The sequence below is a fragment of the Streptomyces sp. NBC_00234 genome, assembly GCF_036195325.1.
GTDB lineage: Bacteria > Actinomycetota > Actinomycetes > Streptomycetales > Streptomycetaceae > Streptomyces.
Genome location: NZ_CP108101.1, coordinates 1,480,768 through 1,493,667, shown reverse-complemented (window position 1 = coordinate 1,493,667; position 12,900 = coordinate 1,480,768). Strand labels below are relative to the sequence as shown.

General features: G+C 72.8%; 13 protein-coding genes. 10 read left to right on the top strand and 3 right to left on the bottom strand.

All coding sequences use genetic code 11. The features are described 5' to 3' along the window. Positions 1-242 precede the first annotated feature (242 nt). Complete coding sequence (locus OG230_RS06400) at positions 243-1,583, top strand: transcriptional regulator (RefSeq protein WP_328909149.1); 1,341 nt, start codon at positions 243-245, stop codon at positions 1,581-1,583. A gap of 87 nt (positions 1,584-1,670) precedes the next feature. After that, positions 1,671-2,201 (top strand): NUDIX hydrolase, encoded by a 531-nt coding sequence (locus OG230_RS06395; protein ID WP_328909148.1) that lies wholly within the window; start codon positions 1,671-1,673, stop codon positions 2,199-2,201. A 67-nt stretch (positions 2,202-2,268) separates the two neighbouring features. On the opposite strand, the gene OG230_RS06390 is transcribed toward OG230_RS06395, so the two are convergent. The 3 genes from OG230_RS06390 to OG230_RS06380 all read right to left on the bottom strand — a co-directional run bounded on the left by OG230_RS06390 (position 2,269) and on the right by OG230_RS06380 (position 4,655). Then, positions 2,269-3,129: a 3-hydroxybutyryl-CoA dehydrogenase gene (locus tag OG230_RS06390; protein WP_328909147.1), complete on the bottom strand. Its 861-nt coding sequence runs from the start codon at positions 3,127-3,129 to the stop codon at positions 2,269-2,271. A gap of 248 nt (positions 3,130-3,377) precedes the next feature. Continuing rightward, on the bottom strand, positions 3,378-3,581 hold the full coding sequence (locus OG230_RS06385; protein ID WP_328909146.1) for a DUF1918 domain-containing protein: 204 nt from the start codon (positions 3,579-3,581) through the stop codon (positions 3,378-3,380). 42 nt (positions 3,582-3,623) lie between these two features. Next, positions 3,624-4,655 (bottom strand): DMT family transporter, encoded by a 1,032-nt coding sequence (locus tag OG230_RS06380; RefSeq protein WP_328909145.1) that lies wholly within the window; start codon positions 4,653-4,655, stop codon positions 3,624-3,626. On the opposite strand from OG230_RS06380, the gene OG230_RS06375 reads away from it, so the two are divergent. The 8 genes from OG230_RS06375 to OG230_RS06340 all read left to right on the top strand — a co-directional run bounded on the left by OG230_RS06375 (position 4,654) and on the right by OG230_RS06340 (position 12,897). Further along, on the top strand, positions 4,654-6,129 hold the full coding sequence (locus tag OG230_RS06375; RefSeq protein ID WP_328909144.1) for an aminotransferase-like domain-containing protein: 1,476 nt from the start codon (positions 4,654-4,656) through the stop codon (positions 6,127-6,129). The two genes, OG230_RS06380 and OG230_RS06375, sit on opposite strands and share 2 nt — an antisense overlap. After that, positions 6,126-6,557: a GNAT family N-acetyltransferase gene (locus tag OG230_RS06370; protein WP_328909143.1), complete on the top strand. Its 432-nt coding sequence runs from the start codon at positions 6,126-6,128 to the stop codon at positions 6,555-6,557. The genes OG230_RS06375 and OG230_RS06370 overlap by 4 nt, the downstream gene beginning before the upstream one ends. Before the next feature lie 58 nt (positions 6,558-6,615). Next, on the top strand, positions 6,616-7,191 hold the full coding sequence (locus OG230_RS06365) for a histidine phosphatase family protein (RefSeq protein ID WP_328909142.1): 576 nt from the start codon (positions 6,616-6,618) through the stop codon (positions 7,189-7,191). 116 nt (positions 7,192-7,307) lie between these two features. After that, positions 7,308-8,459, top strand: a complete 1,152-nt coding sequence (locus OG230_RS06360) for a serine hydrolase domain-containing protein (RefSeq protein ID WP_328909141.1) — start codon at positions 7,308-7,310, stop codon at positions 8,457-8,459. Between the two features lie 348 nt (positions 8,460-8,807). Further along, entirely contained in the window at positions 8,808-9,776 is a 969-nt protein-coding gene (locus tag OG230_RS06355; RefSeq protein WP_328909140.1) for an alpha/beta hydrolase, read from the top strand. Then, complete coding sequence (locus OG230_RS06350; protein WP_328909139.1) at positions 9,769-10,929, top strand: acyltransferase family protein; 1,161 nt, start codon at positions 9,769-9,771, stop codon at positions 10,927-10,929. Before OG230_RS06355 ends, OG230_RS06350 begins: the two co-directional genes overlap by 8 nt. A gap of 10 nt (positions 10,930-10,939) precedes the next feature. Continuing rightward, entirely contained in the window at positions 10,940-12,232 is a 1,293-nt protein-coding gene (locus tag OG230_RS06345) for a sensor histidine kinase (protein WP_443051505.1), read from the top strand. Beyond that, complete coding sequence (locus tag OG230_RS06340; protein ID WP_328909138.1) at positions 12,229-12,897, top strand: response regulator transcription factor; 669 nt, start codon at positions 12,229-12,231, stop codon at positions 12,895-12,897. Before OG230_RS06345 ends, OG230_RS06340 begins: the two co-directional genes overlap by 4 nt. Positions 12,898-12,900: the final 3 nt, after the last annotated feature.

Below are 12,900 nucleotides of genomic sequence, written 5' to 3'. Positions count from 1 at the left end.
TCCGGCGCCGTCCGCGCTGCCACGGAGTGTTGGGCAGGTCGGCAGAGCGGACGGCGCGGGTGCGGGTCGTCGACTGTACGAGGGGGAGCCGACGACCCGGCCGCCTCTTGCGAGACGACCCAGTCAACCGATTCGCCCCAGGACGCGACAGAGCGCACAGCAGGATGGTTCGGGCATTCCGTTCACACCCCGTGTGAATCGTGCTGCACTAGGCTCAGTGCGACGCGTGACTGGGGGGGGCAATGGAGCCCAACATCCTGCTCGAATCCCTGATCGACGAGGCCGGGATGTCCCGTGCCGGTCTGGCAGGGCATGTCAATCGGGCCGGCCGCGCCCGGGGTCTGGATCTGCGGTACGAGCACACCGCGGTGGCCCGCTGGCTCAAGGGACAGCGACCGCGCGGGCATGTGCCCGACCTGATCTGCGACGTCCTCGGGGCGCGTCTGCAGCGCTCCCTCGCCCTCGACGACATCGGAATGGGACCGGCAGGCGGGAACACGGTGGTGCACGGCTCCACCCTTCCCGGCTTCGTCGAGGGGGCCACCGCGCTGTGGCGCTCCGACGAACAGCAGCGCCCGAACGTCGTCACCGCCCCGGCCGTCACGGGCACGACGGCCGTGATGCCGGTCTGGGAGTGGGAGAACCCGCCCGAGGACGCCGATGTCTCCCGCCCCGGGCCGGTCCGCGTGAGCCCGGCGGACATCGTGATGCTCCGCGCGGCCCGCGCCCACTACGAGCAGATGTACCGCAAGACCGGTGGCGTCGCGACCCGTTCACGGGTCGTGGGCTTCCTCAACGCGGAGACGGCTCCCCTGCTGCGCGGCGGTTACAGCGACCCGGTGGGACGTCAGCTGCACCGGGCGACCGGCGGGCTGGTGGCCGTCGCCGGTATCTGCGCGTACGACTCCGACGCGCACGGCCTCGCCCAGCGCTATTTCCACCAGGCGCTGCGGCTGGCCAAGGCCAGCGGTGACCGGGGGCTCGGCGGCTATGTGATCGCGCTGCTGGTCAACCAGTCCCTGTTCCTGGCCGAGTACCGCCGGTCCGTCGCCTTCGCCGAGGCCGCGCTGCGGGCGGCGGGCACCCACATCACCCCGGCGCTGGCCGCCGATCTGTACGCGATGCAGGCCAAGGCGTACGCGCATCTCGGCGACGGGAGCAACGCCCGCACGTGCATCCGCCGCGCGGAGTCGGAGGCCGAGCGGATCCTGCCGGGCCGGGAACCGGAGGAGACGGGATACGTCCAGCCCGGCCTGGTCAATGTGCAGGTGGCCGAGGCGCTGCTCGGTCTCGGGGATCTGGTGGGGGCCCGGGAGCACGCGGCGGCGGCCGTACGCTCCCCGGCCCACGACCGCGGCCAGGTGCACCGGCTGGCGATGCTCACCCAGATCGAGCTGCTCCAGGGGGAGGCGGACCGGGCGGCGCGCACGGCTTCGGAGATGGCCGAACGGGCCAGGGGCATGGAGTCCCGGCGGCTGCGCGACCGGCTCCGAGCGGTCCGTGAACACCTCGTGGCGAGCGGCTGCGCCGATGCCGAAGAGGCCGCGGGGATCATCGACGGGGCGCTGCGCGTGCCTCTGTGAGCTCCGTCGTACGGCCTGCCGTCGGTTCCCCTGACGGTCAGTCCCTGCTCCGATGTTGCCATCGACTTGTCGGAAGGTGGCAGAACTGTGCAGTGGATGAACTTAAACGAGCACACGGTGTACCAGAACCGTTGGTTCCGGGTCAATCTGGCGGATGTCGTCCTGCCCGACGGGCGGCACCTCGACCACTTCCTCATCCGGCTCCGCCCGGTCGCGGCGGCGACCGTCGTCAACGAGGCCAACGAGGTGCTGCTGCTCTGGCGGCACCGCTTCATCACCGACAGCTGGGGCTGGGAACTCGCGGCGGGCGTGGTCGAGGACGGTGAGGACATCGCTTCCGCCGCCGCCCGCGAGATGGAGGAGGAGACCGGCTGGCGCCCGGGTGAGCTGGAGCCGCTGATGACGGTGGAGCCCGCCAACGGGCTCATCGACGCCCGGCACCATCTCTACTGGTCCCGTGAGGCCACGTACACCGGCCATCCCCAGGACGACTTCGAGTCCTCGCGCCGCGAATGGATACCGCTCAAGCTGGTGCCCGACATGATCGCGCGCGGCGAGATCCCCGCCGCCAACATGGCCGCCGGGCTGATGATGCTCCATCACATGCGGCTGGGCTGAGCCGAAACGGAACGCGCGAAGGGCCGGCCGGGAGATCCCGGCCGGCCCTTCACGGACGCGCTGTGGTTCAGGAGTACGGGTAGAAGCCCGAGCCCGTCTTGCGGCCGAGCCGGCCCGCGTCCACCATCCGCTGGAGCAGCGGGGGAGCGGCGTACAGGGGCTCCTTGTACTCGGCGTACATCGAGTCGGCGACCGAGGCCACGGTGTCCAGACCGATGAGGTCGGCGAGCTTCAGCGGACCCATCGGGTGGGCGCAGCCCATCTCCATGCCGTTGTCGATGTCCTCGCGGCTGGCGATGCCCGACTCGAACATCCGGATCGCGGAGAGCAGATACGGAATCAGCAGGGCGTTGACCACGAAGCCGGAACGGTCCTGCGCGCGGATCGGGTGCTTGTCCAGGACGTCCTGGACCAGGGCCTCCGCGCGCTTCACCGTCTCTTCGGAGGTGGTCAGCGCGGGGATCAGCTCGACGAGCTTCTGCACCGGTGCCGGGTTGAAGAAGTGGATGCCGATGACCTGGTCCGGGCGCGAGGTCGCGACGGCCAGCTTCACCAGGGGGATGGACGAGGTGTTGGAGGCGAGGATCGCGTCCTGCCGGGTCACCACCTGGTCGAGCACCTGGAAGATCTCGGTCTTGACCTGCTCGTTCTCGACGACGGCCTCGATGACGAGATCGCGGTCGGCGAACTCGCCGAGGTCGGTGGTGAAGCTGAGGCGGCCGAGCGTCTCGTCCCGCTCCTCCTCGGTGATCTTGCCGCGTTCGGCGGCCTTCGAGAGGGAGTTGTGCAGCCGGGTGCGGCCGATCTCCAGCGCCTCGCCGGTGGTCTCGGCCACCATGACCTGAAGGCCGCTGCGGGCGCACACCTCCGCGATACCTGCGCCCATCTGGCCACAGCCCACCACTCCGACGCGTGCAATGTCGGCCATAGAGTCCGTCACCTCGTGCCTTTCGCTGATCCCTGTGTCGCAGGTTCCCGTCCGGTTCCGGTGCCCGCCTCGACCCCACGACGTTACTCCGTGATCCGGGGCCGGTGACCTGGGGGTCGTACCGCGGGAGGCCGGGCGTGACGCCCGTCACGCGGGAGGGCCGGCAGGGCGACACGAGGCTGCCCCCGCCGGGGCGGGGGCAGGGGCCGGGGACCCCGCTCGGAGGTCCCCGGCGGTCGTTCCCGGCTCTACCGCTGTTTGTCCTGCGGGGGCGTGTGCCGCACGACACAGTCCGGGCCGGGGGACTTGATCGATTCGTGTCCGTCGTCGTAGCGAAGCCGGTACGGAGGGGCGCCCCCGGTACCGAGCACTTCGATGATCTCTGCGACTCTGTCGTGCTGCCCCACGGTCCTGCCGTGGATCAGGAGCCGGTCGCCGGTGTGTGCCTCCATCGGGAGTGGCCTCCTCACGGGTGGCGATCCATATCGACAAGTCTATGACCGCCGGGCGGCTCCGACCCCTGCGCGCTGGGTGACCGCGATGCAGACGAGCACGGCCAGCGCGGCCACCGGAGCGGCTGCCGGGATCTCCTCGCCGAGCAGCAGGGCCGACCAGACCAGGGTCAGCAGCGGCTGCGCCAGCTGGAGTTGGCTGGCCCGCGCCACCCCGATCTCGGCCATGCCCCGGTACCAGACGTACAGGCCGACGAACGTGGAACCCGCGGCGACCCAGACCAGGCCGATGACGCCGTGGGCCGTCAGCCGCACCGGCTCGAAGGGCAGGGCGATCGCCGCACCCGCCACCGCGAGCGGCAGGGCCAGGATCAGGGCCCAGCCGATCACCTGCCACCCCGGCATGGTCCGGGCCAGCCGGCCGCCCTCGGTGTACCCGGCGGCGCACACGAGCAGGGCGCCGAACAGATAGAGGTCACCGGCGGAGAGCGCCCCGCCGCTCTGCTGCACGGTGAACACGATGACCACGGCCGCACCGGCCAGGGCCGCGGCCCAGAACGCGCGCGGAGGGCGTGAGCCGGTACGCAGCGAGGCGAAGACCGCGGTGGTCAGGGGCAACAAACCCACCACCACGGCCGCGTGCGAGGTCGTGGTGGTCTGCAGGGCCAGGGTGGTCAGGAGGGGGAAGCCGACCACCACGCCGCCCGCGACGACCGCCAGGCCCGCCCAGTGCCGGCGCTCGGGCACCGGCACGCGGCCGGCCAGCAGGACGGTTCCGGCGATGGCCGCGGCGAGAAGACTGCGCAGGGCGACCAGCGACCACGGGCCGAAACTCTCCAGGCCCCAGGCCGTGGAGGGGAAGGTCAGGGAGAAGGCGACCACGCCGAGGACGGCGAGCAGGGTCCCGTTGCCGCCGGCGGCCGGGGCGTCCGCCACGGCTGCGGCGCGGCCCCGCGCACGGCCCGCGGCGACTCCGGCTTCCGTTCCGGCATCTGCTCCGGATCCGGCGGGCTCGTCGGTCAGGGGGCCGACTGCTATCGCTGTGCCGCGAGTAGCGCTATTCTCTGCTCTCATGCATGAGCGTAGCAGCGTGGCCGAGCTGGTAGCAGCCCTCCGAGGTGAACTCGACCGCTACTCTCCAGGTGGAAAGCTGCCGTCGAGCCGGGCTCTGGTGGAGCGCTTCCGGGTGAGCCCGGTGACCGTCTCCCGGGCCATCGCCCAGCTCGCCGCCGAAGGGCTCGTCGTCACACGCCCCGGGGCCGGGGCCTTCCGGGCGGAGCCCCGTACCGAGGTACGCCCGCCGGGGGACACCTCATGGCAGGAGGTGTCCCTCAGTGCCGACGGCGGGCCCGAGGTGGTGCCGCGCACGGTCGACGCCTCCGGTGTCCTGGTCACACTCGCCGCGCCGGCTCCCGGCGTCATCGAGTTCAACGGCGGATACCTCCACCCCTCGCTCCAGCCCGAGCGCGCCATGGCCGCCGCGCTGGCCCGTGCCGGGCGCCGCCCCGGCGCCTGGGGCCGTCCGCCCACGGACGGGCTTCCCGAGCTGCGGGCCTGGTTCGCCCGGGAGATCGGTCCCACCGTCACCGGGGCCGACGTGCTGATCACCGCGGGTGGCCAGAGCGCCCTGGCCACCGCCCTGCGCGCGCTCGCCCCGCCCGGTGCCCCCGTCCTCGTCGAATCCCCCACCTATCCGGGCATGCTCGCGGCGGCCCGCGCTACCGGCCTGCGCCCCGTGCCGGTCCCCGGTGACGCCGACGGCGTACGCCCCGACCTGCTCGCCGCCGCGTTCCGGGCGACCGGCGCCCGCGTCTTCGTCTGCCAGCCGCTGTTCCAGAACCCGACCGGTGCCGTCCTGGCTCCCGACCGGCGGGGCGACGTCGTCCGGATCGCCCGCGAGGCGGGCGCCTTCGTCGTCGAGGACGACTTCGCCCGCCGCCTCGTCCACGAGGACGCCGGCCCGCTGCCCGCGCCTCTCATGGCCCAGGACGAGGACGGTGTCGTCATCCATGTCTGCTCCCTCACCAAGGTCACCTCGCCCAGCCTGCGCGTCGGTGCCCTGGCCGCCCGCGGGCCGGTGCTGGAGCGTCTGCGCGCCATCCAGGTCGTCGACAGCTTCTTCGTCCCCCGGCCGCTCCAGGAGGCCGCCCTCGAACTGGTCGGCTCGCCTTCCTGGGGCCGTCATCTGCGCGCGGTCGCGACCGCGCTCAAGGACCGCCGCACCGCGATGACGGCCGCGCTGCGGCTGCAACTGCCCGCACTCGCCCTGCCGCACGTGCCGTCCGGCGGCGGCAGTCTCTGGCTGGGGCTGCCCGACGCGTGGACCGGGGCCGAGGAGTCCGCGGTCGTCTCCGCGGCGCTGCGCGCGGGCGTCGCCGTCGCGCCCGGGCGCCCGTACTTCTGCGCGGAGGCACCGGCGGGACGCATCCGGCTGAGCTTCGCGGCGGTGTCGGGACCGGCCGAGATCACCGATGGCGTACGGCGGCTGCGCAGCGCCTGCGAGGAGCTTCTCGACCGCTCGGAGCGGGGCGGTAGTCTCCCGTCATGACCAGCGTTTCCGAGCACCTGTACGAGATCTCGTCCGATCCGGCCAGGCTGGACCACGCCCGTGTCCACCACTGGCTCTCCACCGATGCCTACTGGGCGCTCGGACGCACCCGCGCACACCAGGACCGTGCCATCGCCGGTTCCCTCAACTTCGGTGCGTACGACACCGGCTCGGGCGAGCAGGCCGCCTATGCCCGGGTGGTGACCGACGGGGCCACCTTCGGCTGGCTCTGCGACGTGTACGTCGACCCCGCCGCCCGAGGTCACGGACTCGGCGTCCGCATCGTCACCGCGGTGCGCGACCATCTCGCGGAGATCGGTGTGTACCGGCTGCTGCTGGCCACCGCCGACGCCCACGGCGTGTACGAGAAGGTCGGCTTCCAGCCGCTCGCGGAACCGGGGAAGTGGATGCTCGCCCGGCCCTGCTGACCCGGCCGCCCCAGGTGCCCCCTTGACCGGCGTGGCGTTCGGCTCCACGATCGCGCCCATGAGTGTTCGAGTCTCTCTGGTCGCTGCGGCCCGCAGCTCCGCCCTGCTCGCCGAGCGCTTCGACGACGACCGGCCGCTCGACCACGCCGGCTGGCACGAGATCCAGCTCGCCGCGCACACGCTTCTGCCGCTCGGCGCAGCCGAGCTGCGCTACTGTTCGCCGACCCCGCGCAGCCGTGCCACCGGTGACGCGCTCGGTTTCGCGCCGATGGCGCAGCCGGCGCTGCGCGACTGCGACATGGGCCGCTGGCGGGGCTGGACCCTGGCCGAGGTCACCGCCCGCGAACCCGCGGCGGTCAACGCCTGGCTCTCCGACCCGCGCTCTGCCCCGCACGGCGGCGAGCCCCTGATGGCGTTCATCTCGCGGATAGGGGGCTGGCTCGACACCCGTCCCGCCTGCGAGGGGTTCATCGTCGCGGTCGCCGAACCCTCGGTCGTGCGGGCCGCCCTCGTCTACGCGCTGAAGGCCCCGCCCTCCACGTACTGGAACGTGGACGTCCGCCCCCTGTCCACGGTCACGCTCACCGGAGTGCCCGGCCGCTGGAGCCTGAGCCTGGAGGCGGCGCCGCGCTGAGCCGGTGTGCGCCTGCCTCTTCCCGCCGGTCCGACCAGTCGGTATGTTGCCGTTCGGTCCAGCCGTCAGGCTGTGCGCGAAACCCATCAGGCTGTGCGCGAAACGAGGAGCCCGACGTGCCGCAGATCCATGGTCACTGCGATGACGGATTCGGCGCGGTGCGTGCCGCCTTCGAGGAGAACTTCGCCGAGCGCGAGGAACTGGGCGCGGCCGTCGCGGTCCTCGTCGACGACGTCCCCGTGGCCGACCTGTGGGCCGGCTGGGCCGACCCGGCCCGTACCCGGCCCTGGGAGCGGGACACCCTGGTCAACGTCTGGTCCACCACCAAGGGCCCGACCGCCCTCTGCGCCCATCTGCTCGTCGACCGGGGGCTGCTCGACCTCGACGCCCCGGTTGCCGCGTACTGGCCCGAATTCGCCGCAGCGGGCAAGGAATCCGTCCGCGTACGGGACCTCCTCTCGCACCGTGCGGGCCTGGCGGGGCTCAGGGAACCCCACACGCTGGCCGAGTTGTACGACTGGGAACTGACCACCGCCCGGCTGGCCGCGACCGAACCCTGGTGGGAGCCCGGAACCCGCTCCGGCTATCACGCGCTCACGTACGGCTTCCTGGTCGGCGAGGTCGTCCGCCGGGTCACCGGACTCCTGCCGGGCGCCTTCCTGCACCAGGAGGTCACCGGCCCGCTCGGTATCGACTTCACCGTCGGACTCCCGGAGAAGGAGGAGGGCCGGGTCGCCGAACTGGTCCAGCCGAGGACGGTCACGGGTGCGGCCTCGGCGTTCTTCGCGCAGATGGAGCCGGTCGCCATCGCCTCGCTGGCCAACCCGCCGACGGGCGTGGCCGCCGCGAACACGCGGGAGTGGCGGGCCGCCGAGATCCCCGCGGCCAACGGCCACGGAACGGCCCGCGCGGTGGCCACGCTGTACGGGATCCTCGCCGGCCGCGGTAGCTTCGGCGGCCGGCGGATCCTCTCCGAGGAGGCGGCGGAGCGGGTGCGCGAGGGTCAGGGCAGCTGCCGGGACCTGGTCCTGGGTGCGGGCTTCGCCCACGACACCGAGATCGGTCTCGGCCTGTGGCTCAGCGGCGCGAACCGCTCCTACGGTCCCAACCCGCGCGCCTTCGGCCACGACGGTGCGGGCGGCTCCTGCGGCCTGGCCGACCCCGAAGCCGGTGTCGCGCTCGGCTACGTCATGAACCGGATGGGCCCGAACATCGCCGACGACCCGCGCAAGATGGCGCTGATCGACGCGGTGTACGCGTCCCTGTGACCGGCCGGAGAGGCCCCGGGAGGCATCCCCGGCAAGTCCGGTCGAAGAAAGGGCACTTGGGCGCCTGAGTCGGCGTCATACGGAAGGGGGATGCCGATGACGTGGCGCCGGGCACCCTCCGGACGGGCCCGGCAACTCCCGTGGCCGTGCCCCCGCCGCGCGCCGGCCCGCGTCCGGCCCCGGCCCCGGAGGCGGGCCGTGCGCGAACACGACGGGCCGGCCCCTACCCGTAGTACCTGAGAGCTACCCGTCAGGTGCACCCTCCAGCGGGACGCCGACCACAAGGGCCGATCCATACCTTCAGCACCGGAAGCACACCCCGCCTCCGGTACGGAAGGAACCCCCTCAATGGCGACCCGCCCGCGCACCAGCCGTCTGCGCCGCACCCTTCTCGCCGCCCTCGTCGCCGCCTCGGTGGCGGTGCCGGTGTCGGGTGCGGCCGGGCCCGCGGCCGTCCCCGCACCCGCCCCGGCCGACCTCGGCCCCCTCGGATCCGCGGCCCCGGCGGCCCTCGACGAGCGGTACGCCGCCAACCGCGCGGGCATCCGCGCGGCGGAGCGGACGGCCGCAGGTCACGGCGACCGGCGACGGGCCGCCGTCCTGCGCGCGATGGCGGACCCCGGCCGCCGGTTCCTCTCCTTCGACGGCCGCGACGGCGGCCGTACCACCGAGGTCTTCGGAGACCTCGCGCACGCCGGACGCATCGCCGTGCTCGTGCCGGGTTCGGACACGAGCCTCGACGCGTACGGACGTCTCGGGGCGGGCGCCGCAGCACTGCGCCGCGAACTGGGCGACAGCGCCGCGGTCGTCGCCTGGCTCGGCTACCGGACCCCCGGCACGGCGAGCCACGAGGTCCTGACGGACGGGAGCGCGGTCGCTGCTGCTCCCCGACTCGCCTCCTTCGTGGGGGAGTTGAGCGCGGTCAGGCCCGACTCCCGCATCACGCTGCTCTGTCACTCCTACGGTTCGGTCGTCTGTGCCCGCGCCGCGGCGGAGCTGCCGGTCGACGGCATCGTGCTGTACGGCAGTCCGGGCACCGGGGCCGACACCGCGGGAAGCCTGCGGACCACGGCCACCGTCTGGGCGGGCCGGAGCACCGGCGACTGGATCGCCGCCGTCCCGCACGGGCGGATCGGTCTCGGGTTCACCACCATCGGCTTCGGGCCCGACCCGATGTCGCCCGCCTTCGGCGCCCAGGTCTTCGACGCGGGTTCCGGGGGCCACAGCGACTATCTGCGGCCCGGTTCCGTACCTCTGCGGAACATGGCCCGGATCGTGAACGGGCGCGCGGCGAGCGAGGGCCGGCACCATGCGTGACTTCGTGCGGACCGTCGAGGCCGCCACCCCGCCCGGCCGCGACCGCGCGGTCGACGCCCTGCGCGCACTCGCCATCCTCGGAGTGGTCGTCGGCCACTGGCTGGTGACCGCCCTGGTCTCGGACAGCGGCACGGTGCGCGCCGCGAGCCCCCTCCTGTACATGCCCGAACTGACCCCCGTCTCCTGGGTGTTCCAGACCCTCGCCGTGTTCTTCCTGGTCGGTGGACGCATGGGCGCACAGGGGTGGGCATCCGCCCGCGCCCGGGGGACGTCCTACCGGCGGTGGCTCGGGGCCCGGCTGGCCCGGCTGTTCCGGCCGGTCGCCGCCCTGTTGGCCGTGTGGGCGGTGGCGGTGGGCGTGATGGCGCTGGCCGGAGTCGGCCACGGAACGCTGTACACCCTCTGCAAGCTGGTGCTCTCGCCGCTCTGGTTCCTGCTGGTCTTCGCCGTCCTCACCGCGGCCACCCCGCTGGTGGCGAGGGTGCATCCGCTGTGGCCGCTCGTCGTCGTGATCCATGTCGACCTGCTGGTCCTCGCGGCCGACGCGCCCGCCTCGCTCGGCGGGGTCAACGTGGTGGCCGGCTGGCTCGTCCCGTACTGCCTGGGCGCCGTCTGGGCGAAGGGCGGACTCCGGGGCCGTACGACGGGCTGGCTCCTGCTGGTCGGGGGAGCCGCCGCCACTGTGCTCCTCGTCCTGTTCGCCGGCTACCCGGCGTCCATGGTCGGCGTTCCCGGCGCGGCCGTCTCCAACCTCGACCCGCCCACGCTCGCCGCGGTGACCTTCGGGCTCGCCCAGTGCGGCGCGGCCCTGCTGCTGCTCGGCCCGCTGCGGAGGGTGCTCGCGCGGCCCGCCGTGTGGGCGGTCGTGGCGCTGGCCAACCTCTCCGCGATGACCGTCTTCCTCTGGCACCAGACCGCCATGATGACGGTCACCGCGACCGGCCTTCTCGCGGGCGAGCCGCTGCCGGGACTGCACACCGTCCCCGACGGTGCGGCCTGGGTCCTGGCCAGACTGGCCTGGCTGCCGGTGTTCGCCGTGGCACTGCTGGTGTGCTGGGCCGCCTTCCGTAGTTACGAACAGGGGCGGCCCCGCCGCTCCGTGGTGGTCCGCGAGGCCCGCCCCGACCGAACAGCCGAGGTGCGGAGTGCCTAGGGTGCATCAGGTGGAACCGACGGGGGCGGGAAACGGCAGGAGACTGGTGGCGGCGGTGCGGAGGCTGCCGCGCACCGTGCGCGAGGACATGTGGACGGGGGCCGCCGATCCGCTGCCGCGCATGGGCGAGCCGGGCTGGCCGGTCTGGCGGCCGGTGTCCTGGATGGTGCTGGTGATGTTCGCGGTGACCATCGCCGTCATGAACGTGAACGTCTCCGGAGAGGAGGGCGGGGCGGTCACCTGGCACGCCGTGCTGCTGGCAGCGTTCCAGTCGGCGGCGCTCGTCGCCGCGATGTCCCGGCCCCTGCCGGCCTGGTGGGCTTCGACGGTCCTCATGGTCGTCGCGACCCTCGTATCGGAACCGCTGATCAGCAGGGACACGCTGTACCCGTGGACCATTCCCGGGATCGCCCTGCAGAGCTTGGTGCTGTTCCTGGTGGCGTCACGGGTGCGGCCCTGGACCGCGGTGCGGACGCTGACGCTCACCTTCCTGGCGGGCGTCGCCTGCACCGGATTCGCCACCCAGTCCCACAACTACGACGTCGACCGGGCAGCGCCCTTCTTCCTCGTCGCGACAGTGCTCGGCGCCGCGCTGCGCGGCATCCGGGTGGCCCGTGGCCAGCTCGTCGTCCAGGCGGAACTGACCGCCGAGGAACGCTCCAGGCGCACCGTGGCGGAGGAGCGCAACCGGATCGCCCGCGAACTCCACGACGTGGTCGCCCATCACATGACGGTGATCTCCATCCAGGCGCAGGTCGCCCCGCACCTGGTCGAGAACCCCTCCGGCGAGCTGCGGGAGAACCTCGCCTCGATACGGGAGAACGCCGTCGAGGCCCTCACCGAACTGCGCCGGGTGCTGGGCGTGCTGCGCTCCGAGGACGCCCTCTCCGAAGGGGTGCGCCACGCACCGCAGCCCACGCTCGACCGGCTGGAGGAGCTGGTCGGTACGGTGCGGGGGGCCGGGATCGCGGTCGTCACCGAGTGGTCGGGGGAGCGGCGCCCGCTCTCACCGGGCGTCGAACTGTCGGCGTTCCGTATCGTCCAGGAGGCGCTGAGCAACGTGATGCGCCACGCGCCCGGAGCGCAGGTGCGGGTGGAGACCGGCTACCACTCGTCCGCGGTCACCGTCCGCGTCACCAACACCGCCCCCGACCGTCCCGCCGCCCCGTCGCCCGGACTCGGCCACGGACTGCTCGGCATGCGGGAACGTACCGCCATGCTGGGCGGAGACTTCGCCAACGGGCCTACGGCCGAAGGCGGTTACGAAGTGGTCGCCACCCTTCCCCTGGAGGATCCCGTATGACCATCCGTGTGCTGATCGTCGACGACCAGATGATGGTCCGGCAGGGCTTCACGGTGCTGCTCGACGCCGAGCCGGGCATCGAGGTCGTCGGTCAGGCCGTGGACGGCCTCGACGCCGTCGCCAAGGTCGCCGAACTGGCCCCCGACGTCGTCCTGATGGACATCCGAATGCCCGGACTCGGCGGCATCGAGGCGACCCGCCGCCTCACCGCGCCGCACGACGCCACCGTCAAGGTCCTCGTCCTGACCACCTTCGACCTCGACGAGTACGTGTACGAGGCGCTGCGCGCGGGCGCGTCCGGCTTCCTGCTGAAGGACGCGTCGGCGGCCGAACTGGCCCACGCGGTACGGGTCGTTGCGGCCGGAGACGCCCTGCTCGCCCCGAACATCACCAAGCGGCTGATCGCCGAGTACTCCCGGCTGGCCGACGCCCCGCGCGCCCCCCTCAAGGAGCGCCTCGGGGACCTGACGCAGCGCGAGACGGAGGTGCTGTCGCTGATCGCGCACGGGCTGTCGAACGCGGAGATAGCGGTCCGCCTGGTCGTCGCCGAACAGACGGTGAAGACCCACGTGAGCCGGATTCTCGTCAAGCTCTCCCTGCGCGACCGGACCCAGGCGGCGGTCCACGCGTACGAGACCGGACTCGTACGCCCGGCCGGGTACTGACGG